The sequence below is a fragment of the Actinosynnema sp. CA-299493 genome, assembly GCF_050946825.1.
Lineage (GTDB): Bacteria > Actinomycetota > Actinomycetes > Mycobacteriales > Pseudonocardiaceae > Actinosynnema.
Genome location: NZ_CP191993.1, coordinates 2,740,533 through 2,761,907, shown reverse-complemented (window position 1 = coordinate 2,761,907; position 21,375 = coordinate 2,740,533). Strand labels below are relative to the sequence as shown.

Below are 21,375 nucleotides of genomic sequence, written 5' to 3'. Positions count from 1 at the left end.
GAGTCGTCACCATGATGGAAATCCGCCCCCTGGACCGGGACAACCTCAAGCTCGACAACGGCCTGGTCGCCCAGCGCCTGATGCCGTGGGACCTGGTCAACGCGCCGTTCGAGGGCTCGTGGTGCGTGGTGCGCCCCGGCGCCGAGTCGGGCGCCCACGGCCACCACGAGTACGAGATCTGGGTCGCCATGACCGGCGAGGCCGAGATCATCACGCAGGAGGGCGCCACCCCGTTCAAGGCCGGTGACGTCGTGCACTTCACGCCGCACGAGAAGCACCAGGTCGTGAACAAGGGCGCCGAGGACTTCCAGTTCTACGCGATCTGGTGGGACGCCGAGCTGGCCGGGAAGTTCGCCTCCCGCCACGAGGGAGCCGCCTCGTGACGACCCGTTCCCGACCGGCGATCGTCGTCGCCGCGACACCCACGTCGAACGGCGACCTGCACGTCGGTCACATGTCGGGCCCTTACCTGGGCGGCGACGTGTACGCGCGCTACCTGCGCGCCACCGGTCGCCAGGTGCTCTTCACGACGTGCACCGACGACAGCCAGAGCTACGTGGTGTCCACCGCGCACCGGCGCGGGCTGGCGCCCGACGAGCTGGTCCGGACGTCCACGGCGAAGATCGAGCGGTCGCTCGACGCGATGGGCACGCTGATGCCGGGCCTGCCGCCCATCGACGACCGGTACCGCGCCACGGTGCTGGACTTCCTCAAGGAGCTGCACGCCGCCGGCCGGTTCCACCTGCGCAAGGTGCAGCTGCCCTACGCACGCAACGCCGGCGCGTTCCTCTACGACGGCCTCGTCACCGGCACCTGTCCGTCCTGCCTGGCCTCCAGCTGCGGCGGCGCGTGCGAGAACTGCGGCCACCCGAACAACTTCGACGAGCTGCTCGACCCGAAGTACACCATCGACCCGAACGACACCGTGGTGTACCGGGAGTGCGAGATCCTCGTGCTGCCGATGGAGGACTACCGCGAGCGGCTCACGTCCTACTACGCGGCGCGCACCCCGCGCTGGCGCCCGCACGCCCGGCAGCTGATCAGCGAGCTGCTGTCCAAGCCGCTGCCGGACATCCCGGTGACGATCCCCGGCACGTGGGGCATCGCCGCGCCGTTCCCGGAGACCGCGGGCCAGATCGTCTACCCGTGGGTCGAGGCGATGCCCGCCTCGATGTACGCCACGTGGTGGACGGCGACGCAGCTGGGCCGCCCCACCGCCGAGGTGGACGAGCACTGGCGCGCCGACCACGACGCGGAGCTGGTGTACTTCCACGGCTTCGACAACGTCTACCACTGGGGCCTGGTCGACCTGGTGATGCTGCTCGCGCACGGCGACAAGTACACGACGCCGGAGTCCAACGTCTGCAACGAGTTCTACGACCTGGACGGCGAGAAGTTCTCCACCAGCCGCAACCACCTGATCTGGAGCGCGGACCTGCTGGCGGAGGTGCCGCGCGACCTGGTGCGGTTCTACCTGGCGCTGACCGGTCCCGAGTTCCAGCGGGCGAACTTCACCCGCGACTCGCTGCACACGACGACCACGCGCCGGCTGATCACCCCGTGGAACGACCTGGCCGAGGCCATCGCGCTGGCGATGGTCGGGGTGGACGGCACCCGGGCGCTGGCGACCACGGAGGCCGGGCGCTGGCGCGCGGCGACCGTGCTCAAGCGGTTCCGGCTGTGCTACGACCTGCCCGGGTTCAGCATGGGCCGGGCCGCGGAGACGGTCGTGACGCAGCTCGGGCGGCTGCGGTCGCTGGCCGACGCGGTGGACCACCGCCGCAACGGCGCGGCGCCGACGCAGCCCGGCGACCTGCTGCTGGAGGCGCGCACGCTGCTCGCGTGCGCCGCGCCGATCCTGGTCGACGTGGCGGCCGACGTGTCCGCGCAGGGCGTCGACCTGTCCATCAGCGACGACATGCCGGCCGAGATCCGGCCGTTCCGGTTCCCCTCGCTGCCCGGCACGCGCGCTCACGCCGGCCAGCACGTGGCCCTCGACGGCGTGAGCTAGGAGGAGTGCGCACCGTGAAGCTGCTGACCATCGAGACCCGCCAGTACCTCGAGTACTACCACTCGCGCTACCGGCAGGTGCAGGACCTGGGCGTCGACCTGTACGTGCTCAACGGCGAGGGCACCGAGGACTTCTGGCCCGCCGACCGCTACCGCCTGGTGGGGTCGAAGAACATCGACGACATGATCGCCACCGCCAAGCAGTGGCACGCGGGCGAGGCGTTCGACGGCGTGATCACGTTCTCCGAGGCGGCCGTCGTGGCGGTCGCGGCGATCGCCGAGGCGCTCGGGCTGCCCGGCATCGGCGTCGAGGCGGCGCTGAACAGCCGCAACAAGTACCTGATGCGGCAGTCGCACGAGAAGGCCGGCGCGCCGATCCCCGGTTTCCGGTTCGTCACGTCGCTGGCGGAGGCGAAGTCGGCGGCGGACGAGTTCGGCTACCCCGTGATCGTCAAGCCGACGCTGGGCGCGGGCAGCCACTTCGTGTTCCGCTGCGACGACGAGGCCGAGCTGACCGAGCACTACGAGCAGGCCGCGCAGGGCATCCAGGACCTCTTCTGGGCCAACTCCGAGGCGGACGGGATCGACCTCGGCCCCAACGGGCTGCTGGTCGAGGCCTTCCTGGACGGCAAGGAGTACCTGATGGAAGCCGTCGCCTGGGACGGCGAGGTGTTCCTCGGGTCGGTGGTGGACCGCATCACCGCCGAGGGCGGGACGTTCGACGACGACGTGCACCACGCGCCGACGTCGATGAGCCCGGACGACCTGGAGGCCGTGCACGAGGTCGTGACCGCGGGCGCGCTGGCGCAGGGCCTCACCAACAGCGTGATGCACGCCGAGGTCCGCTTCCACGACGGCAAGCCGTACCTGCTGGAGATCGCGGCCCGGGTCGGCGGCGGCGGGCTGGACATGATCGCCCGCATCACCGCCGAGCACGACCCGATCGCGGCCGTGGTGAGCATCGGGGCGGGGCGGCGGCCGGACGTGCGCCACTTCCAACCCACCGGCACGCACATCGCCGCGATGTGCCTGATCTCCGACGCCGGCGTGGTGCGGGAGGTGCGCGTGCCCGAGGAGGTGTCCACCTCGGACCGGGTGTTCCTGCTCAAGATCACCGCACGACCCGGCGACGTGGTCAAGCGCCCGCCGGACGGCAACACGATCATCGGCTTCCTCGGCGCCACCGGCACGTCGGAGGCCGACGCCTTCGCCCTGATGAACGAGTACGCGGCGAAGATCCAGGTCGACTTCCAGTAGCTCCGCACCGCAGGCGCCGCCGGCTTCTCCGCGTCACATGTGGCGGACCGGTGGCGCCCCCGGCCAGAGAGGACTCCACCGCCGTGCCCGACCCCGAGCAACGCACCGCGCGCCGCCGCAGGTACCTGATGTGCCCGCCGGAGCACTTCGACGTCTCCTACTCCATCAACCCGTGGATGAACCCCGAGAAGCCGACCGACGCGTCCATCGCCCTGCTCCAGTGGAGCCGGCTGCGGTCGCTGTACCTGGACCTCGGCCACGACGTCGAGCTGATCGACCCCGAGCCCGGGCTGCCGGACATGGTGTTCGCCGCGAACGGGGCGACCGTCGTGGACGGGCGGGTCCTGTCGGCGCGGTTCCGGTTCCGGCAGCGCGAGGCGGAGGGACCCGCGTACCTGGAGTGGTTCCGGGAGAACGGCTTCCGCACGCACGAGGCGTTCTGGGTGAACGAGGGCGAGGGCGACTACCTGCTGGTGGGCGACCGGATCCTGGCGGGCACGGGCTTCCGCACCGACGAGCGGTCGCACGTGGAGGCGGCCGGGTTCTTCCGGCGCGAGGTCGTGACGCTGGACCTGGTGGACCCGCGGTTCTACCACCTGGACACGGCGTTGGCCGTCCTGGACGACGACCTGATCATGTACTACCCCGAGGCGTTCTCGACGTGGAGCAGGGGCGTGCTGCGCTCCCTGTACCCCGACGCCGTGATCGCCGGCGACCACGACGCCGAGGTGTTCGGCCTCAACGCCGTCAGCGACGGCAAGCACGTCCTGCTGGCGCAGGAGGCCACGAACCTGGCGGACCAGCTCGCCGACCGGGGCTTCACGCCCATCGGTGTCGACCTGTCCGAACTTCTCAAATCCGGCGGCAGCGCGAAGTGCTGCACGCTCGAACTGCGTGGGGAGCCAGCTCGATGATCAACTACGACGGCAAGAGGTTCCACCCGGTCACCGGTGGCGGCCCGGAGGAGAGCCGGGTCGCCGTGTACCACCAGGACGGCGACCTGCTCTGGGGCGAGTTCCTCGGTGGCAAGGCGCGCCGCGGCGCCCTCACCGGCACCGCGCGACCGGACGGCGCGCTCGACTTCGCCTACTGCATGGTGCTCGACGACGGCCAGGTCGTCTCCGGGCACTGCCGCAGCACGCCGAAGGTGCTCGACGACGGCCGCATCCGCCTCGACGAGGTGTGGGAGCGCTTCGGCGAGCACGCCGCGTCCGGCGTGTCGACCATCGAGGAAATCCCCGCCCAGACCACGAACTGACCCGAGAGGCCGACGAGCAGCCATGACTTCCGCGAGCACCATCACCGCCGGCACGGACGCCACGCCGCGCAAGGGCGGCGTCGTCACGTGGGCGTGCGCGCCGGGCTTCCCGCCCGCCGTGATCTTCCCGTTCACGCCGGCCGAGCGCATGGGCACCCGCAACATCCTGGAGTTCCAGGCGCTGATGTACCGGACGCTGTACTACTTCGGCAGCGACGGCACGCCGAACGTCGACTACGCGCAGAGCATCGGCGAGGAGCCGGTGTGGAGCGAGGACGGCCTGACCGTGCGGGTCAAGGTCAAGCCCTGGAAGTGGTCCAACGGTGAGACGCTGTCCGCCGAGAACGTGCTGTTCTGGGTGAACCTGATGAAGGTCAAGGGCCCCCGGTACGGCGAGTACGTCCCGGGCTACTTCCCGGACAACCTGACCGACTACGGCAAGATCGCCGACGACGAGGTGTTCTTCACCTTCGACAAGGTCTACTCCAAGCACTGGGTGCTCTACAACCAGCTCAGCACCATCACGCCGCTGCCCAAGGCGTGGGACCGCACCGACGCGGGCCCGGCGAACGCCTCCGGCGACCTCGCCGACGTCGAGGCGGTCTACGAGTACCTGATGGCGCAGCAGGGCGACATCGTGGCCGAGGGCAACGCCCACCGCACCAAGTGGGCCGACAGCCACATCTGGAGCGTGGTGAGCGGCCCCTGGCGGCTCAAGAGCTACACGCTGGAGGGCGTGGTCACGTTCGTGCCCAACGAGCACTACTCGGGCCCGAACAAGCCGTACCTGGACGAGTTCCGCCAGGTGCCGACGTTCTCCGACGAGGAGCAGTACGAGATGCTGAAGGCGGGCCCGGACGCCGAGAACGGCATCCAGGTCGGCTACCTGCCGCTGAGCTTCGCCACGGAGCCGGCGGTCGACCCGGTGGTCGGCGGGCCCAACCCGTTGACCGAGTACACGATGTTCCCGCAGTCGGCGTTCTGCATCCGGTACATCTCGCTGAACTTCAACAACCCGACCGTGGTCGGCAAGATGTTCGCGCAGACCTACCTCCGCCAGGCGCTCCAGTCCTCGTTGGACCAGGACACCGCGGTGCGCGACATCTACCAGGGCTACGCGTACCGGCAGAACGGCCCGGTGCCGATGTACCCGAAGACCGACTACGTCTCGCCGCGCCAGCGCGAGGGCTCGTGGCCGCTGCCGTTCTCCCCGGAGAGCGCCAAGGCGCTGCTGGAGGCGAACGGCTGGGACACCAGCGTCACGCCCGCGGTGTGCGTGCGGCCGGGCACCGGTCCGGGCGAGGCGGGCGCGGGCATCCCGGCGGGCACGAAGCTGTCGATCCTGCTGCGCTACGTCGAGGGCCGCCCGGCGCTGACCCGGGTGATGGAGAACTTCCGCGACGCCGCCGCGCGGGCGGGCATCGAGCTGCGGCTCGAAGAGGTGTACGGCTCGATCCTCGTGGCCGAGGACGCTCCGTGCGAACCGACCGCCACCACGCCGTGCACGTGGGAGATGTGCTGCTGGAACGGCGGCTGGGCCTACCACCACCCGACCGGCGAGATCCTGTTCTCCACCAAGGCGGGCGGCAACTTCGGCTTCTACACCGACCCGAAGGCCGACGAGCTGATCGAGCGCACCGTCACCAGCGACGACCTGGACGTGCTCTACGAGTACCAGGACTACATCGCCAACGAGGTGCCGGTCATCTTCACGCCGAACTTCCCGATCCGGCTGTTCGAGGTCGCCAACACGCTCGGCGGCTTCGGCCCGATCAACCCCTACGGGATGATCAACCCCGAGAACTGGTACTACCGCGACTGATCCCCCGCGGCACGGGGCCCGCACCGGGCTCCGTGCCGCTTCTCCACCGCTCAACAGGGGGTCCCACCGTGGTCCTGTCCGCCGCGCCGCCGAGCACGCTCGGCGCGCACCCGCTGCTCATGTTCCTCCTCCAAGTCGCCGTGCTGCTGGGCATGGCGCTCCTGCTCGGGCGGCTCGCCGTCCGCCTCGGGATGCCCGCCGTCGTCGGCGAGCTGGCGTCCGGCGTCGTCCTCGGGCCGTCGCTGCTCGGCACGTTCGCCCCGGTGTTCGACAACCCCACCCAACTGCACCTGCTCGACGCGGTCGGCCAGTTCGGGGTGCTGCTGCTGGTGGGGTTCACCGGCATGCACCTCGACCTCGGCCTGGCCCGCCGGCAGCGCCGGGCCGCCACCTGGGTCGGCGCGGGAGGGCTGCTCCTGCCGCTGGCGCTCGGCGTCGGCGCCGGGTTCCTCTTACCCGCCGCCATGCTCGGCCCGGCGGCGGACCGGCCGGTCTTCGCCCTGTTCCTGGGTGTGGCGGTGTGCGTGAGCGCCATCCCGGTGATCGCCAAGGTGCTGCTGGAGATGAACCTGCTGCACCGCGACATCGGGCAGCTCACCGTCACCGCCGCCGCCGTGGACGACGTGGTCGGCTGGTCGCTGCTGGCCGTGGTGTCCGGGATGGCCGCCTCCGGGCTGACCGCCGGTCACGTGGCGTGGTCGCTGGGCGCGCTGGCGCTGGTGCTCGTCCTCGCCCTGGTCGCGCTGCGGCCCGCCGCGCGCGGCGCGTTGCGGCTCGCGGAGCGCTCCGGCGATCCCGGGGTGACCGTGGCGGTGGTCGTGCTGCTGGTGATAGCGTCCGCCGCCGGCACGCACGCCTTGGACCTCGAGCCGGTGCTGGGGGCGTTCGTGTGCGGCTTGGTCATCTCGTCGGTCGGCGGTGTCGCCCGGCAGCCGTTGACCGCGCTGCGGACGTTCGTGATGGGCGTCCTGGCGCCGCTGTTCTTCGCGACGGCGGGGCTGCGGATGGACCTCACGGCCCTGCGGCACCCGGCGGTGCTCGGCACGGCGCTGGCCGTGCTGGTGCTGGCCGTGGTCGGCAAGTTCGCCGGCGCCTACGCGGGCGCGCGGCTGGCCCGGCTCACCCACTGGGAGGGTCTCGCGCTCGGCGCGGGGCTCAACGCGCGCGGTGTCATCGGCGTGATCGTGGCGCTGGTCGGCCTGCGGCTGGAGGTGCTGTCGACCGAGGCTTACACGGTCGTGGTGCTGGTGTCGGTCGTGACGTCGCTGATGGCGCCGCCGACGTTGCGGTACGCGGCACGGCGGATCGCCGTGACCGACGAGGAACGCGAGCGCGAGAAGGCGTTCGGCGGTGTGGAAGTCCTATCGAGAGTGGAGCCCCGATGAGCAAGACCGACCAGCGGCCCCTGCTGCTCGTGGTCGCGACCGGAATGCGGTTGTACCGCGAGTACCTGCTGCGCTCGATCAGCGCGGAGTACCGGGTGCACCTGTTCCTGACCGCGGAGCCCGAGTGGGAGAAGGAGTACGTGTCCGGCTGGACCGTGCTGCCCTCGACCACCGACGGGCCGGCCATGGCCGCCGCGGCGGCCGAGATCCACGCCGGGACGCCGTTCTCCGGCGTGCTGTGCTGGGACGAGGTGCGCATCCACGCCACGGCGTTCGTCGCGCGGGCCCTGGGCCTGCGCAACGGCGACCCGGACGTGATCTGGCGCCTGCGCGACAAGGGCGGCACGCGGGCGGCGCTCAAGGCGTCGGGCGTGCCGCAACCCCGGTCGATCCCCGTCAAGACGGTGGACGAGGCGGTCGCGGCGGCGGCGGAGGTCGGGTACCCGGCCATCCTCAAGCCGCGCGGCCTCGGCGCGAGCCTCGGCGTGATCAAGGTGCACGACGAGCACGAGGTGCGCGCGAACTTCGCGTTCACCGAGGCGGCGCGCGGCCCGGAACCGGTGGTGTTCGACACCGACCAGCCGATCCTGGTCGAGGAGTTCGTGTCGGGTGAGGAGATCAGCGTCGACTCGGTGGTGCGCGACGGCGTCGTGACGCCGCTGTTCGTCGGCCGCAAGGTCGTCGGCTACCACCCGTACGCCGAGGAGGTCGGCCACTTCGTGGACGCCGCCGACCCGCTGCTGACCGACGACGTGCTGCTCGACGTGGCCCAGCGGACGCACAAGGCGCTGGGCTTCACCGACGGCATCACGCACGCCGAGTACATGCTGACCGACGAGGGCCCCAAGGTCATCGAGGTCAACGGCCGCCTGGGCGGCGACATGATCCCCTACCTGGGCCTGCTCGCCACGGGCGTGGACCCCGGTCTGGTCGCGGCGGGCGCGGCCACCGGCGGCGAGGTGGACGTCGCGCACGCGCACGACCGCGTGGCCGGCATCCGCTTCTTCTACGTCGAGGAGGAGGACACCACGCTCGGCTCGCTGGCGTTCGACCCCGCCAGGCTGCCCGAGGGCATCGACCGCGTCGTCACCGTCGCGCAACCGGGCGCCGTCGTCTCGCCGCCGCCCAAGGGCACGGTCTGGGGCCGCATCGCCTTCGCCATCGCCACCGGTGACTCTCGCGAAGAAGTCACCACCCGACTCGACGCGGCCGAGGCCGCGCTGGACGTGAAGAGCGCCTGATGACCACCGCGAAAAGCACCGACCAAGGCATCTGGAAGACGTTCGTCGAATCGCCGCCGGCCGTGAAGGCCGTGCTGGCGGGCGTGTTCGTCAACAAGGTCGGTGGGTTCCTCAACATCTTCCTGGTGCTGTTCCTCACCTCCCAGGGCTACTCGGCCGGCCAGGCGGCCACGGCCCTGGGCGTCTACGGCGTCGGCAACGTCGTCGGCGTCCTCGTCGGCGGCGCGCTGGCCGACCGGCTGGGCGCGCGCAACTCCACCGTGCTCAGCATGGGCGGGGCCGCGCTGCTCACCGCCGCGCTGCTCTACCTGCCCGACTACGCGCTGCTCATCGCGGCGGTGGCCCTGCTCGGCGCGGTCTCCCAGATCTACCGGCCCGCGTCGGCCACCCTGCTGTCCGAGCTCACGCCCGACGACCGGCAGGTCATGGTGTTCGCCATGTACCGGTTCGGGCTGAACCTGGGCACGACCGCCGCGCCGCTGATCGGCTTCGGCCTCTACCAGCTCGGCGGTGACGACTACACGCTGCTGTTCTGGGGCGAGGCGGTGGTCGCGGCGGCGTACGCGGTGGTCGCGTTCCGCGTGCTGCCCGCGAAGACGGGCGAGAAGGGCGCGGCCGCCGAGGCGCCCGCCGGCAGCTACACCGACGTGCTGCGCGACCGCCGCTACCTGCTGTACCTGGCGGCGACGTTCTTCAACGCCGTGGTCTACGTGCAGTACCTGTCGACGCTGCCGCTGGACGTCCTGGCCTCCGGTGTGCCGATCTTCTGGTACACGCTGGCGGTCGCGTTGAACGGCGGCGCGGTCATCCTGTTCGAGCTGGTGGTCACCAAGAAGACCCAGCACATGCGGCCCAAGCTGGTCGTCGGCGTCGCCTACGCGCTGGTCGGCATCGGTGTCGCGGTGTACGCGCTGCCGCTGGGCCCGGCGGTGATCGTCGCGGGCACGCTGGTGTGGACGCTGGGCGAGATCATCGGCGGCCCCGTGGTGTTCGCCTACCCCGGCATGGCCGGTCCCGCTCACCTGAAGGGCCGCTACATCGGCAGCTTCCAGTTCGTCTACGGGCTGGGCGCGGCCGTCGGCCCGATCCTCGGCGGTTTCCTGTTCCTCCAGCTGGGCCACGGCGCCTGGCCGGTGCTGGCGGTGTTCGGGCTGGCGGCGGCCGTCGCCGGGTACGTGTCCATCCGCAACCGCGCGGAGGTGCCGGCCGGTGGGTGACTTCGACTTCCTCACCGGTCGCTGGTCGATCCACAACCGCAGGCTGCGCCGACGGCTGGTGGGCAGCGACGACTGGGAGGAGTTCACCTCCACCTCGGACGTGCGCCCGATCTTCGGCGGCGCGGGGAACGTGGACGAGATCACGTTCCCCGACGGCACGTCCGGCCTCACCGTGCGGCTGTTCGACGCCGCCACCGGCCGCTGGTCGTTGAACTGGGCGAGCAGCGACTCGGGGGTGTTCTTCCCGCCGCTGTTCGGCTCCTTCGCCGACGGCGTCGGCACGTTCCACGGCGACGAGGTGCAGGACGGCACACCCGTCCGCATCCGCTTCCGCTGGCACCGCGTCACCGGTGACTCGGCGCGGTGGGAGCAGGCCATGTCGGCCGACGGCGGTCAGACGTGGGAGACCAACTGGTACATGGACATCACGCGCTCGGCGTGACGCGTGCGAAGCCCCCGTCCCGATCGAGGACGGGGGCTTTCCCGTGTGCTCAGGCCGCGACGGGTTCCCCGGCGTCGACGGCGTCCGGGTCGGGCTGCAACGCCACCAGGACGATCGCGCCGAGCGTGAGCACGACGCTGACCAGGATGACCGGCAGGTAGCTGCCCGCCGCGTCGGCCAGGACGGCGCCGAGCTGGCTGCCCACCGCGACGGCGACCATGTGCAGCGCCCACAGCACGCCGATCGCCGTGCCCTTGCGCCCGCGCGGCAGGATCTTCGCGATCCACATCGTGGTGGCGACGACCGTGACCAGGTAGCTGGCGCCGAACAGCGCGCCGAACACCAGCACGGTGAACTCGGCGGCGAAGAACGGCGCGATCATCATCGACACGGCCCGCAGCGCGTAGCCGCCGATCAGCGTGGCCCGGATCAACCCCTTGTCGCACAACCGGCCCGCCACCAGCGAGCCGACGATCTCCAGCCCGCCCAGCAGCACGAACGCCACCGAGCTGGTCACCGGCGCGACCCCGTGGTCGTGCATGTGCGGGAACAGGTGCACGTCGATGAACGCCATCGTGGTGCCGCACGCGAAGAACGGCAGGATGAGGCCGCGCACCCGCTTGTCCGCCAACGCCAGGCGGATGCCGGCCCAGAAGCCGTGCTCGGCGGGTGTGGTCGGCGTGGCGTTGCGGTTCGAGTAGCGCACCAGCAGCAACGACAGCGGCAGCATGACGACCAGGAACACCACGCCGACGCCCAGCAGGATCTGCTGCCACGACGTGACCGTGCCCAGGAACGTCCACAGTGGCACCAGCACCATGAACCCGACCGCCGCGCCGTTGGTCAGCACCGCGTACAGGAAACCGGCGTTGCGGCCCTGGAACAGCTGGTCGGCCAGCACGCCCAGCGGCACGAACGACAGCATCGTGCAGCCGACCGCGCCGAGCACCCCGTAGGTGGGGATGAACACCCAGATGTCCTCCGCCAGCGCGCAGACCACCAGCACCACGCCGGTGATGCCCGCGCCGATCGCCAGCACCGGCACCGCGCCGATCCGGTCGGCCAGGTGGCCCACCGCCGACGACGCGAGCGCCGTCACCACGGCGAACAGCGTCGTGCCGACCGCGAGCGTGCCGCGACTGACGTCGAAGTCGTCCGCGATCGGCAGGAACAACACCTGGACGGTGGACTTCATCGACGAGCCCGCCATCGAGATGACGAAGCTGACGGTGGTCGCGAACACCGCGAACGCGGTGATGCCGGACGCGACTTTCGGCACGGTGCTCATTGTTCTCCAGATCCGCCTCGCGGTAGCCGTCCGCCGGGCCCGTTCATGCTGCCACGCGCCGTGTGCAGCGAAAACACCTCTTCACCTATCGCGCGTTGCGCCGAACGGACCAACCGCGCGGGACGATCGACGGTGACCTGACGCGGACTCATAGGAAATCCCGATGACCCCGACCGGGGGTATGCCCGCTGCGCCGGTCGCACGCGACGGCACGCCTATCCTGTTGCCCGTCACGAGGCCGGTCGACGTGGAGGCTCGGGAGATGTCGAGGATCGTCAACGCAGTGGTCGCCACCGGCAAGGGCGAACCGGTCCGCAGCCACGAGATCGTCGTGCCCGATCCCGGCCCCGGCGAGGCGACCGTCCGCGTCCTGGCCTCCGGCGTCTGCCACACCGACCTGCACTACCGCGACGGCGTGATCGGCGACGCCTTCCCGTACCTGCTGGGCCACGAGGCGTCCGGCGTCGTCGAGCAGGTCGGCCCCGGCGTCCACCACGTGGAGCCCGGCGACTTCGTGGTGCTGAACTGGCGCGCGGTCTGCGGTCGCTGCCGCGCGTGCCGCCGGGGCAGACCCGAGGCCTGCGTGGACGACCTCACCGCGTCGACCAGGATGACCCTCACCGACGGCACGCCGCTGCAACCGGCGTTGGGCATCGGCGCGTTCACCGAGCTGACGCTCGTGCACGCCGGCCAGTGCACCCCCGTGTCGCCCAAGGCGGACCCGGCCGTCGCCGCCCTCCTGGGGTGCGGGGTCATGTCCGGCCTGGGCGCGGCGATGAACACCGGCGGCGTCACCACCGGCGACACGGTCGCCGTGATCGGCGTGGGCGGTGTCGGCTGCGCGGCCGTCGCGGGCGCGAAGCTCGCCGGCGCCACCACGATCATCGCGGTGGACCTCGACGAGCGGAAGCTGTGCCACGCCCGCGCGCTGGGCGCGACGGACGTGGTCGACGCCCGCCAGACCCCGGACGTGGTGTCCGCCATCCGCGCCCTGACCGACGACCTCGGCGCGGACGTGGTGATCGACGCCGCCGGCACGCCCGAGACGTGGCGGCAGGCGTTCTACTCGCGGGCCCTCGGCGGGACGTTCGTGCTGGTGGCGCGCCCGGACTCCGGGATGCGCCTGGAGATGCCGCTGCTGGACACGTTCCTGCGCAACGGCACCTACCGCACGAGCTGGTACGGCGACTGCCTCCCGTCCCGCGACTTCGCGCCGCTGGTCGACCTGCACCTGCAGGGCCGCCTGCCCCTGGACCACTTCGTCACCGAGCGCATCGGCGTGGCCGACGTGGAGCGGGCGTTCGCCGCCATCCGCTCGGGGGACGTGCTGCGCAGCGTCGTGGTCTTCGACTGACGGGCCTTCGCCTGACGATCGGTTTAGGTTAGCCTAACCTGCATGCCCCGGTACTCGACGTTGGACCAGTTGCAGCTGAAGGTGCTCACCAAGGCCGCCGGCCTGATCACGGCGACCCCCAACCAGCGCGACGTGTTCGACCAGTTCGCCATGGCGGTCGCGGCGGTCGCGGACCTCGCCCCGCACCTGCGCCGGGTGACGTTCCGGGCGCCGGAGTTCGCCGAGTACCGGGTGACCGGCCCGGACGAGTGCTTCGGCCTGCTGATGCCACCGCCCGGACGCCCGTTGACGATGCCGAGCGCGGACCGCGTCAACGTCCGCACCGCGATCCGCGCCCTGCCCGCCGAGGACCAGCCGGACCTGCGCTGGTACACGGTCCGCGCGCACCGGCCCGAGCTGACCGAGATCGACGTGGACTTCGTCCTGCACGGCGACGCGGGCCCGGGCACCCGCTGGGCCACCCGGGCCGCGGTGGGCCAGTCCGTGGGCTTCCGCGCGGGCAACTCCGGCTACCGCCCGCCTTCGACCGGCGCGGTCCTGCTGGCCGCCGATGAGACCGCGCTGCCCGCCCTGTGCGCGATCCTGGAGTCGGGCGTGCCCGCGGACGCCCGGATCTTCGCCGAGGTCCCCGACGAGGACCACCGGGTGGCCGTCGACGCGCCCGTCACCTGGCTCTACCGCGGGACCGACGCCCCCGGCTCGCACCTGCTCCGCGCGGTGACCGACCTGCCCTCCCCCGCGCCGGACTACGCCTGGGTGTGCGGCGAGTCGACGCTGGCCACCACCGTCCGCCGGCACCTGGTGAAGGAACGCGGGGTGGACCGCCGCTCGGTGGTGTTCAGCGGCTACTGGAAGCTCGGGGCGGCCCGGACGTGACCGGTCACAGCAGGCCGCGCCGGTAGGCGGCCACCAGTCGGCGCGGCACGGTCAGCTTGCGGCCGTCCAGGGTGGTGACGGGCACCAGCTGGGGCACCTCGGCCTTCCACCGCGAGCGGCGGTGGCGGGTGTTGCTGCGCGACATCTTGCGCTTCGGCACGGCCATCAGCGGGCCCTCTTCCCGTAGCGGCGGTTGAACTTCTCCACCCGGCCGGCGGTGTCCATGACCCGCTGGGCGCCCGTCCAGAACGGGTGCGAGTCCGAGGTGATGTCGACGGTGATCAACGGGTAGGTGTTGCCGTCCTCCCACTCGACGGTCTTGGACGACGTGGCCGTGGACCGGGTCAGGAACGCCTTGCCCGTCGCCTGGTCCTGGAAGACCACCGGGTGGTAGTCGGGGTGGATGCCCTGCTTCACAGCTCCTCCATCTGGTCGTGCCACTCGGCGAACGGGTCGACGAACTCCAGTTCGTCGGCCAACGCCGACTCCTCGTCGGTCACCAGCGCCTCGCGCAGCGCCCTCGTGATCTCGTCCGGCGCGGCGGAAGCGGTGATCACCACCAGTTCCTGCGACCGGTCGCCGTGCTCTGCGTCCCAGCGGGCCGCCGCCGACGCCCGGCGCTCGGCGTCCACTTCGGACCAGTCCGCCACCGCGGCGAGCCACGGGCCGAGCGTGCCGACGTTCAGCGCGCCGCCGGCGGACTCCAGCCACAGCGCGACGTCCGGCTGACTCGCGACCCAGAACCGGCCGCGGGTGCGCACGACGCCGTCGAGCAGCACGTCCAGGGCGTGGTGCAACCGCATCGGGTGAAACGGTCGCCGGGCCGTGAAGTGGACGACGGACGCGCCGTGCGCCGGGTCCAGCGGCGGCTGACCGCGCAGCAACGGCCCGAAACCGTCGTCGACGCGCCCTCGCCGCGCGCCGGGCGGGATCGCGGCGAGGAGGGCGGGCACGTCCAGCGTGCCCAGGTCGTGGCGCGGCGCGAGCGGTGACAGGCGGTCGAGCACGGCGTCCAGCACCGCGCCACCGCCGACGCCCGTCATCACCAGCGCGTCGGCGAACTCGGCCTGCCCCACCACGACCTGCGCCACGGTGCGCTCGTCGGCCGCCGCCGCGGCCAGGCCGCGTTCGGCCATCGTGACGTCCCCGGTCGCGTCGGTCAGCCACGTGGTCCGGTCGACCACCGTGATCACGGCCTCGACCCGGATGTCGAGCCCCCGCAGGGCGAAGCAGACGGCCTCCGGCTCCAGCGCCGGGTCCAGGTGCACGACCACGCGGCCGGCCAGGCGTTCCAGCAGCGGCAGCAGGTCCAGGCGCAGCGTGCACGAGACGCACCCGTGCGCCAACTCCAGCACGGTCAGCCGCCCGTCGACCCAGCGGCGCACCACGCCCTCGGCCAAGCCGCTCAGGTCGTGGCGGACCAGCACCGACCCCGGCGAGGCCCGCCAGACCTCGTCGGCGACGTCGTGGTGCGCGAGCCCGGCCACCAGTACCACCTCGGTTCCCATGTGGGGTACGGTAACTGGAAACGATTGTCATTTCAATTCAGGAGGTCGTGTGTCCTCGCGCCACTGCCGGCTGACCGGCCGGAAACCGGGCTTCGGCAAGCAGGTCTCGCACTCGAACCGACGCACGTCGCGGCGCTGGCTGCCCAACACCCAGCGCCGCCGGTACTGGCTGCCCTCGGAGAACCGGCACGTCGTGCTGAACCTGTCGACCAAGGGCATCAAGACCGTCGACAAGCGCGGCGTCGAGGCCGTGGTGGCCGAGCTGCGCCGCCAGGGGGTGAAGGTCTGATGGCGAAGTCCACCGACGTGCGGCCGATCATCAAGATGAGGTCGACCGCGGGCACGGGTTACACCTACGTCACCCGCAAGAACCGCCGCAACGACCCCGACCGGCTCGTGCTGCGCAAGTTCGACCCCGTCGTGCGCCGCCACGTCGACTTCAAGGAGGAGCGCTGATGGCCAAGAAGTCCAAGATCGCCAAGGACCGGCAGCGGCGCGAGGTCGTCGCCCGCTACGCCGAGCGGCGCGCGGAGCTGAAGGAGATCATCCGGCTCGACCCCGAGCGGCGCGACGAGGCCCTGCGGGCGTTGCAGAAGCTGCCGCGCGACGCCAGCCCCACGCGGCTGCGCAACCGTGACGCCGTGGACGGCCGCCCCAGGGCGTTCAACCGCGCGTTCGGCCTGTCCCGCATCCGACTGCGCGAGATGGCGCACCGCGGCGAGCTGCCCGGCGTCCACAAGTCGAGCTGGTGAGCCGGGTGCCCAAGGTCGAACGCACGCCGAAGCGCCGGGTGAACCTGCTCGCCAAGGAGGGCATCACCGAGGTGGACTGGAAGGACGCGGCCCTGTTGCGCAAGTTCATCTCCGACCGCGGCAAGATCCGCTCCCGCCGCGTCACCGGCCTCACGCCGCAGCAGCAACGACAGGTCGCCACCGCCATCAAGAACGCGCGCGAGATGGCCCTGCTCCCCTACCCCAGCCAGGGACGGTGACCGGGCGGGCCGCCGTCGCCGGGGCCGGTGCGCCGTCGCCGGGGCCGGCGGCCCGCCCATCATTTGACCATCGCTTTACTCTTCGGACGCGGTACCGGATACTGGGCGCTGAGGGGAGTACTTCCCAAGCGTTCGACCGGTCAGTACGGACATCCCGAGAGATGTCCCCGGCGGGCCGCCCGTCAGGGTGAAGGAGACCTCGAACCGCAACGTTCGAGGAGCCTTGATGCCTGTGCACGTCGTCGCTTCGGCGAGCCCCGCCGACTCCGTCGGGTCACCCGGCCTGTGGTTGACCAGCATCGCCGTCCTGGTCGCGCTGCTGGTCGCCGACTTCGTGGTCACCCGCCGCCCGCACGAGGTGTCGATGCGGGAAGCGGCGGGGTGGTCGGTGTTCTACCTCACGCTGCCGCTGCTGTTCGGGCTCTGGCTGTGGCACGCCGCCGGCGGCGACCGGGCGCTGGAGTTCATGACCGGGTTCGTGGTCGAGAAGTCCCTGTCGGTGGACAACCTGTTCGTGTTCATGCTGCTGCTCGCGGCCTTCGCGGTCCCCACCGCCGTGCAGCAGCGCGTGCTGCTCTACGGCATCGTCGGCGCGCTGGTGCTGCGTGGCGCGTTCATCGCGGCCGGCGCGGCGATGCTGTCGGCGGGCACGTGGGCGTTCCTGGTGTTCGGGCTGGTCCTGGTCGCCTCGGCGGTGAAGCTGCTCCACGACGCGGTCAGCGGGCCCGCCGCCGAGCGCGACGTCTCGCGGATGCGGTCGGTGCGGCTGCTGCGGCGGCTGATGCCGGTCACCGACGACTACCGCGGCACCCGCCTGACCGTGCGTGAGCACGGCCGACGCGCGCTCACGCCGCTGGCGGTCGTGGTGGTCGCGGTCTTCGCCACCGACGTGGTGTTCGCCGTCGACTCGGTGCCCGCGGTCTACGGCATCACCGACGACCCCTACCTGGTGTTCGCCACGAACGCGTTCGCCCTGCTCGGCCTGCGCGCCCTGTACTTCGTGCTGCACTCCGCGCTGGCCAAGCTCGTCCACCTCAACCACGGGCTGGCGATCATCCTGGCGTTCATCGGGGCGAAGCTGGTGCTGCACTGGGCGCACGGCATCTGGCCGGGCGTGCCGGAGATCCCCACCCCGGTCTCGCTGGTGGTGATCATCGGCGTGCTCGCCGTGGTCACGGTCACCAGCCTGCGCTCCCGGCGACGTGCCGACGACGAGCAGGCCCCCGCGCCGCCGGGCTGACCACCACCTCCGGTTCGACCGTCCGGCGCGGACGGTCGAACCGGCGCGGGTGGGATCGACCCGGTCGACCCCCGCCCGCCCAGGTCAGCCCCGCGAGCCCAAGTCCAGGCGGTCGGCCAGCCCGGCGGCGGCGAACGCGGCCACCAGGTCGTCACGGCCCTCGGTGAAGTGGGACCAGCTGTCGTAGTGGACCGGCACCACCTGGCGCGCGCCGAGGATCCCGGCGGCCTCGGCGGCCTGCGCGCTGTCGAGGACGATCACCGCGCCGTCGAAGAGGACCGGGAAGCGGGGCGCGCCGGCGAACAGGATGGCGGTGTCCACCGGGCCGAAGCGCTCGGCGACCTGCCGCACCGCGTCGAGCGAGGCGTTGTCGCCGCTGACGTAGACCGCGGGCAGGCCGTCACCGGTCAGCACGAAGCCGACGACCTGGCCGGTGACCGGTTCGACCTCGGCCCGGGCCAGCGGGCCGTGGATGGCGGGCACCCCGGTCACCGTGACCGTGCCGCCGTCGGGGCGGTCGAGGTCGACCGACTCCCAGTCGGCGAGCCCCCTGGCCCCCTCCCCCAACCGCTGCCCGCCACCGGGCGTGGTGAGGGTGAGCGGGACGTCGGCGAGCAGCGCCCGGCCGGCGTGGTCGAGGTTGTCCGGGTGCTCGTCGTGGGAGAGCAGGACCACGTCGACGAGGCCCAGGTCGGCCGGCGCGGCGGCGGAGGGCGCGGTCTTGGTCAGCTTGCCCCGCGGCACCGGGTAGTCGCCGGGCGCGTCGAACGTGGGGTCGGTCAGGAAGCGCAGCCCGCCGTACTCGAACAGGGCGGTCGGGCCGCCGAAGACGCGGACGGCGAGCCGTTCACCGGTGGTGCCGGTCATCAGAACCTCACGGATGATCAGAGGGTTATCCGTGAGGGAAGGTAGCCGCTTCTCACGGAAGAACACAACTCGTACCATGAGACCCATGAAGGACGCCCCGGCCGACGACGCTGTGCCGCCGCCCGCCCCCGGCGCGGACGACTACCTGGCCGTCGACTTCGTCAACAGCGCCGTCGCGCTGCCCGGCGGGCAGTTCGCCGACCTCCTCGGCACGCCCGAGGGCGCGAACCGGTGGCTCTTCGACCGCGGCCTCGCGCCGGCCGACGCCGGGGTGCGGGAGATGTGCGCGTCGCAGCTGCGCTCGTTGCGCGAGAACATCAAGTCGCTGTTCGCCGCCCGCGTCGCCGGGGCGCCGGCCCTGCCGACCGCCCTGTCCGCCGTCAACGACGCGCTGAGCAAGGCGCCGACGGCCGCCCTGCTGCGGTGGGACGAGCGGACCGGCCCCTACCGCGCGACCCCGTGCCCCACCAACGAGATCCTCGACCGCGCGCTCGCGACGCTCGCCGCCAACGCCGCCGACCTCCTCACCTCACCCGACGCCGACCGCCTCACCCACTGCGGCTCGACCCCGTGCACCCGCTACCTGCTGCGCCACGGTCGCCGCCACTGGTGCTCCACCCGCTGCGGCGACCGCGCCCGCGCTGCCCGCGCCTACGCCCGACGCGGTCTGAAGGCGAGCTGACCGGGCGGGCGGCGCGGCATCCCACGCCGCCCGTGGGCCGGGCACTCCAGCCGGGCTCCGGAGGGCTCACCACTGGATGTCGCTCAACGCCTCCAGCGGTGCGCGCTCGGCCAGCGACTCCGGCACGACGAGGGTGTCCGCCGCCGTCAGCGCCGTGGGGAACGTGAAGCCGCCGCGCTCCTCGACCTCGCCCAACCGCACCTGGAACACCCGGAACTCGTCCAGTTCCAGCGATTCCATCTGGTTCAGGTTCTGGGTCAGCACGAACGCCCGCGCCTTCAGCGTGCCCGCCGAGGTGAACGCGATGACCTTCCAGTACTCCCGCGGCAGCGCCACGCCCCGGAACACGCGGTCGTCGGGCCGGAACACCGGGCCGCCGTAGACGCTCACCCGGAGGTCGTCGACGTCCACGTCGGACATCACCGCGTCCTCCAGCCGGCCCCACAGCCCCTGCCGCATGCTCTGGTTGAAGTCGTCCATCTGGGGCGTGATGTTGGTGAAGAAGAACGAGTCCTCGTTCGCCTTGCGCGCCACCGACTCCGGCCCCCACAGCAGGTCGGCGCGCCGGGCCAGGTGGCCGCGGTCGAGCCGGTTGCCCCGGTACAGCTCGTCGCCCACCTGGAACCGCGCCGGCAGCCGCGGGTCGAGCACGAACGGGATGCCGGTGCGGCTGATCGACCTCAGGTCGCCGCCGTCGATGTTCCACGCCACCCAGAACGCGAACCGCCGCGACTTGCTCTGCGCCAACGAGAAGTGGGTGTAGTCGACCACCACGGACCCGTTCAGCTCGACCGCGTCGGCCCGCGCCGCCTCGCCGAGCTCCGGCACGCCCACCGGCGTGCCGAGGAAGTTCTCGTCGAACCCGACCAGCGCCGCCGCCTCCACCTTCCCCGGCGGGGTCAGCGTGATGTCCAGCTTCTCGAACACCGAGCCGGGCAGGCACGCCAGCGCGTGCTCGTCGGGGCTGTCACCGGACTCGCCCGCGAAGTGCAGGCCCGCCAGGGTCTTGCCGGTCTTGCCGTTGGCCGTCTTGAACACCCACGCGGAGCCGGAGTCGCCGCCCATGCTGATCTCGCCGTCGGCGGCGGGCCGCGCCGGGTCCGGCCCGATCTCGAAGCAGCCGATCTGCCGCTCGCCGACGCCGGGGCCGTAGTCGATCTTGACGAGGGTGTCGACGCGCCGGACCACGCCGTGCGTCACGCCGGTCGTCCGACCGCTCTTGACGACCTTGTCGCCCAGCTCCGGCTCGCCGAGCCGGTCCACGCGCACGCCGAGGTCGAGGATCTCCGCCTCGAACCGCCGGTCCTCGATGGTGGCGACGGCGCAGTCCCCCGCGGCGCCGAGGTGCGACCGGACGAGCCGGCCGAGCCGGTTGCGGTCGGTGCGGTTGTCGTCGTGCACGCCGGGCTGCACCACGTCCTCGCCCAGCGCGCCGTTCGGGCCGTGCAGGACGTGCCAGTTGCTCAGCACGTACGGGGTGCCGTCGACCCGGTCGTAGACGACGCAGCCGAACGTGCCCGCGGAGACCCGGACGTGCCCCAGGCTCACGCCCGGCACCACCGGGTCGACGCGCGTCTTGCGCACGTCGCCGACCGTCTCCCCCACCACGTGGAAGTCGACCCGGTAGTCGCGTTGCAGCACGTCGGTGGGCACGGGCACGCCGTCCACCTCGATCGTCGCGGGCAGCGGCACGGTGCCGAGCGCGCGCAACGCCTCGGGTTCGGCGACCTTCTGCCGGACGGTGAACTGGATGGCGATCTCGTCCGTCGGCTTGCCGTCGACCACCTTGTGGCCGATGCCGATCGAGGACACGTTCGGGTCGCGCAGGTAGCCGGCGCCCTTGGCGCGCACGAACCGCCTCAGCGACGCCAGCAGAACGTTCTTCTTCTTGACCATGAGCGCAACCCCCTGTGTGTGCGCGCCGGTGGCCTTGCTGT

24 protein-coding genes are annotated in these 21,375 nt (G+C 71.7%); 18 read left to right on the top strand and 6 right to left on the bottom strand.

The window, feature by feature from the left end; translation table 11 throughout:
- Positions 1-11 precede the first annotated feature (11 nt).
- The 10 genes from ACQPYE_RS13155 to ACQPYE_RS13110 all read left to right on the top strand — a co-directional run bounded on the left by ACQPYE_RS13155 (position 12) and on the right by ACQPYE_RS13110 (position 10,632).
- A complete protein-coding gene (locus tag ACQPYE_RS13155) occupies positions 12-383 on the top strand; it encodes a cupin domain-containing protein (protein ID WP_498721395.1) in 372 nt (123 codons plus the stop codon).
- The gene (locus ACQPYE_RS13150) at positions 380-2,011 is read left to right on the top strand and encodes a class I tRNA ligase family protein (protein ID WP_498721394.1); all 1,632 of its coding nucleotides are present in this window, start codon (positions 380-382) and stop codon (positions 2,009-2,011) included. Before ACQPYE_RS13155 ends, ACQPYE_RS13150 begins: the two co-directional genes overlap by 4 nt.
- A 14-nt stretch (positions 2,012-2,025) precedes the next feature.
- Positions 2,026-3,267, top strand: a complete 1,242-nt coding sequence (locus ACQPYE_RS13145; RefSeq protein WP_498721393.1) for an ATP-grasp domain-containing protein — start codon at positions 2,026-2,028, stop codon at positions 3,265-3,267.
- Between the two features lie 83 nt (positions 3,268-3,350).
- The gene (gene ddaH, locus ACQPYE_RS13140; protein ID WP_498721392.1) at positions 3,351-4,181 is read left to right on the top strand and encodes a dimethylargininase; all 831 of its coding nucleotides are present in this window, start codon (positions 3,351-3,353) and stop codon (positions 4,179-4,181) included.
- Positions 4,178-4,525 (top strand): avidin-fold protein, encoded by a 348-nt coding sequence (locus ACQPYE_RS13135; RefSeq protein ID WP_498721391.1) that lies wholly within the window; start codon positions 4,178-4,180, stop codon positions 4,523-4,525. The genes ddaH and ACQPYE_RS13135 overlap by 4 nt, the downstream gene beginning before the upstream one ends.
- Positions 4,526-4,547: 22 nt before the next feature.
- Positions 4,548-6,347: an ABC transporter substrate-binding protein gene (locus ACQPYE_RS13130; protein WP_498721390.1), complete on the top strand. Its 1,800-nt coding sequence runs from the start codon at positions 4,548-4,550 to the stop codon at positions 6,345-6,347.
- Between the two features lie 68 nt (positions 6,348-6,415).
- A complete protein-coding gene (locus ACQPYE_RS13125; protein WP_498721389.1) occupies positions 6,416-7,732 on the top strand; it encodes a cation:proton antiporter in 1,317 nt (438 codons plus the stop codon).
- Entirely contained in the window at positions 7,729-8,973 is a 1,245-nt protein-coding gene (locus tag ACQPYE_RS13120; RefSeq protein ID WP_498721388.1) for an ATP-grasp domain-containing protein, read from the top strand. Before ACQPYE_RS13125 ends, ACQPYE_RS13120 begins: the two co-directional genes overlap by 4 nt.
- The gene (locus ACQPYE_RS13115) at positions 8,973-10,190 is read left to right on the top strand and encodes an MFS transporter (protein ID WP_498721387.1); all 1,218 of its coding nucleotides are present in this window, start codon (positions 8,973-8,975) and stop codon (positions 10,188-10,190) included. Before ACQPYE_RS13120 ends, ACQPYE_RS13115 begins: the two co-directional genes overlap by 1 nt.
- Positions 10,183-10,632 (top strand): hypothetical protein, encoded by a 450-nt coding sequence (locus tag ACQPYE_RS13110; RefSeq protein ID WP_498721386.1) that lies wholly within the window; start codon positions 10,183-10,185, stop codon positions 10,630-10,632. Before ACQPYE_RS13115 ends, ACQPYE_RS13110 begins: the two co-directional genes overlap by 8 nt.
- Positions 10,633-10,681: 49 nt before the next feature.
- On the opposite strand, the gene ACQPYE_RS13105 is transcribed toward ACQPYE_RS13110, so the two are convergent.
- Positions 10,682-11,911 (bottom strand): MFS transporter, encoded by a 1,230-nt coding sequence (locus ACQPYE_RS13105; protein ID WP_498721385.1) that lies wholly within the window; start codon positions 11,909-11,911, stop codon positions 10,682-10,684.
- 271 nt (positions 11,912-12,182) lie between these two features.
- Between ACQPYE_RS13105 and ACQPYE_RS13100 the strand changes: the two genes are divergently transcribed.
- Both ACQPYE_RS13100 and ACQPYE_RS13095 read left to right on the top strand, forming a co-directional pair.
- Positions 12,183-13,274: an S-(hydroxymethyl)mycothiol dehydrogenase gene (locus ACQPYE_RS13100; protein ID WP_498721384.1), complete on the top strand. Its 1,092-nt coding sequence runs from the start codon at positions 12,183-12,185 to the stop codon at positions 13,272-13,274.
- Positions 13,275-13,316: 42 nt separating this feature from the next.
- Positions 13,317-14,150 (top strand): siderophore-interacting protein, encoded by an 834-nt coding sequence (locus ACQPYE_RS13095; protein ID WP_498721383.1) that lies wholly within the window; start codon positions 13,317-13,319, stop codon positions 14,148-14,150.
- A 4-nt stretch (positions 14,151-14,154) separates the two neighbouring features.
- Here the strand turns inward: ACQPYE_RS13095 and rpmF are convergent, their stop codons facing one another.
- From rpmF to mrf, 3 genes are read right to left on the bottom strand one after another with little or no spacing between them, the layout of a single operon-like run.
- The gene (gene rpmF, locus ACQPYE_RS13090) at positions 14,155-14,316 is read right to left on the bottom strand and encodes a 50S ribosomal protein L32 (protein WP_447007879.1); all 162 of its coding nucleotides are present in this window, start codon (positions 14,314-14,316) and stop codon (positions 14,155-14,157) included.
- Positions 14,316-14,567 carry a type B 50S ribosomal protein L31 gene (locus tag ACQPYE_RS13085; RefSeq protein WP_498721382.1) on the bottom strand — a complete coding sequence of 84 codons (252 nt, stop codon included), beginning with the start codon at positions 14,565-14,567 and terminating at the stop codon, positions 14,316-14,318. Before ACQPYE_RS13085 ends, rpmF begins: the two co-directional genes overlap by 1 nt.
- The gene (gene mrf, locus ACQPYE_RS13080) at positions 14,564-15,658 is read right to left on the bottom strand and encodes a ribosome hibernation factor-recruiting GTPase MRF (RefSeq protein ID WP_498721381.1); all 1,095 of its coding nucleotides are present in this window, start codon (positions 15,656-15,658) and stop codon (positions 14,564-14,566) included. The genes ACQPYE_RS13085 and mrf overlap by 4 nt, the downstream gene beginning before the upstream one ends.
- A gap of 49 nt (positions 15,659-15,707) precedes the next feature.
- Here mrf and rpmB point away from each other — a divergent pair, with 49 nt between their 5' ends.
- The 5 genes from rpmB (at position 15,708) to ACQPYE_RS13055 (ending at position 17,889) form a co-directional block, all read left to right on the top strand.
- Positions 15,708-15,947, top strand: coding sequence for a 50S ribosomal protein L28 (gene rpmB, locus ACQPYE_RS13075; protein ID WP_498721380.1), 240 nt, complete (start codon positions 15,708-15,710; stop codon positions 15,945-15,947).
- The gene (gene rpmG / locus ACQPYE_RS13070) at positions 15,947-16,114 is read left to right on the top strand and encodes a 50S ribosomal protein L33 (RefSeq protein WP_053715063.1); all 168 of its coding nucleotides are present in this window, start codon (positions 15,947-15,949) and stop codon (positions 16,112-16,114) included. Before rpmB ends, rpmG begins: the two co-directional genes overlap by 1 nt.
- Positions 16,114-16,410, top strand: a complete 297-nt coding sequence (rpsN, locus tag ACQPYE_RS13065; RefSeq protein ID WP_498721379.1) for a 30S ribosomal protein S14 — start codon at positions 16,114-16,116, stop codon at positions 16,408-16,410. Before rpmG ends, rpsN begins: the two co-directional genes overlap by 1 nt.
- Positions 16,411-16,415: 5 nt before the next feature.
- Positions 16,416-16,649: a 30S ribosomal protein S18 gene (rpsR, locus tag ACQPYE_RS13060; RefSeq protein ID WP_498721378.1), complete on the top strand. Its 234-nt coding sequence runs from the start codon at positions 16,416-16,418 to the stop codon at positions 16,647-16,649.
- Between the two features lie 226 nt (positions 16,650-16,875).
- Positions 16,876-17,889 (top strand): TerC/Alx family metal homeostasis membrane protein, encoded by a 1,014-nt coding sequence (locus ACQPYE_RS13055; protein ID WP_498721377.1) that lies wholly within the window; start codon positions 16,876-16,878, stop codon positions 17,887-17,889.
- Between the two features lie 84 nt (positions 17,890-17,973).
- On the opposite strand, the gene ACQPYE_RS13050 is transcribed toward ACQPYE_RS13055, so the two are convergent.
- Entirely contained in the window at positions 17,974-18,756 is a 783-nt protein-coding gene (locus tag ACQPYE_RS13050) for an MBL fold metallo-hydrolase (protein WP_498721376.1), read from the bottom strand.
- Positions 18,757-18,841: 85 nt separating this feature from the next.
- On the opposite strand from ACQPYE_RS13050, the gene ACQPYE_RS13045 reads away from it, so the two are divergent.
- Positions 18,842-19,438 (top strand): CGNR zinc finger domain-containing protein, encoded by a 597-nt coding sequence (locus ACQPYE_RS13045; RefSeq protein ID WP_498721375.1) that lies wholly within the window; start codon positions 18,842-18,844, stop codon positions 19,436-19,438.
- Between the two features lie 66 nt (positions 19,439-19,504).
- Here the strand turns inward: ACQPYE_RS13045 and ACQPYE_RS13040 are convergent, their stop codons facing one another.
- Complete coding sequence (locus ACQPYE_RS13040; protein ID WP_498721374.1) at positions 19,505-21,334, bottom strand: DNA/RNA non-specific endonuclease; 1,830 nt, start codon at positions 21,332-21,334, stop codon at positions 19,505-19,507.
- Positions 21,335-21,375: the final 41 nt, after the last annotated feature.

Excerpts from the sequence above, each read along its gene's own strand:
- ACQPYE_RS13155 (WP_498721395.1), top strand. The coding sequence starts at position 12 with ATGATGGAAATCCGCCCCCTGGACCGGGACAACCTCAAGCTCGACAAC.
- ACQPYE_RS13135 (WP_498721391.1), top strand. The coding sequence starts at position 4,178 with ATGATCAACTACGACGGCAAGAGGTTCCACCCGGTCACCGGTGGCGGC.
- ACQPYE_RS13130 (WP_498721390.1), top strand. The coding sequence starts at position 4,548 with ATGACTTCCGCGAGCACCATCACCGCCGGCACGGACGCCACGCCGCGC.
- ACQPYE_RS13120 (WP_498721388.1), top strand. The coding sequence starts at position 7,729 with ATGAGCAAGACCGACCAGCGGCCCCTGCTGCTCGTGGTCGCGACCGGA.
- ACQPYE_RS13115 (WP_498721387.1), top strand. The coding sequence starts at position 8,973 with ATGACCACCGCGAAAAGCACCGACCAAGGCATCTGGAAGACGTTCGTC.
- ACQPYE_RS13100 (WP_498721384.1), top strand. The coding sequence starts at position 12,183 with ATGTCGAGGATCGTCAACGCAGTGGTCGCCACCGGCAAGGGCGAACCG.
- ACQPYE_RS13095 (WP_498721383.1), top strand. The coding sequence starts at position 13,317 with ATGCCCCGGTACTCGACGTTGGACCAGTTGCAGCTGAAGGTGCTCACC.
- rpmF (WP_447007879.1), bottom strand. The coding sequence starts at position 14,316 with ATGGCCGTGCCGAAGCGCAAGATGTCGCGCAGCAACACCCGCCACCGC.
- mrf (WP_498721381.1), bottom strand. The coding sequence starts at position 15,658 with ATGGGAACCGAGGTGGTACTGGTGGCCGGGCTCGCGCACCACGACGTC.
- rpmG (WP_053715063.1), top strand. The coding sequence starts at position 15,947 with ATGGCGAAGTCCACCGACGTGCGGCCGATCATCAAGATGAGGTCGACC.
- rpsN (WP_498721379.1), top strand. The coding sequence starts at position 16,114 with ATGGCCAAGAAGTCCAAGATCGCCAAGGACCGGCAGCGGCGCGAGGTC.
- ACQPYE_RS13055 (WP_498721377.1), top strand. The coding sequence starts at position 16,876 with ATGCCTGTGCACGTCGTCGCTTCGGCGAGCCCCGCCGACTCCGTCGGG.
- ACQPYE_RS13050 (WP_498721376.1), bottom strand. The coding sequence starts at position 18,756 with ATGACCGGCACCACCGGTGAACGGCTCGCCGTCCGCGTCTTCGGCGGC.
- ACQPYE_RS13045 (WP_498721375.1), top strand. The coding sequence starts at position 18,842 with ATGAAGGACGCCCCGGCCGACGACGCTGTGCCGCCGCCCGCCCCCGGC.
- ACQPYE_RS13040 (WP_498721374.1), bottom strand. The coding sequence starts at position 21,334 with ATGGTCAAGAAGAAGAACGTTCTGCTGGCGTCGCTGAGGCGGTTCGTG.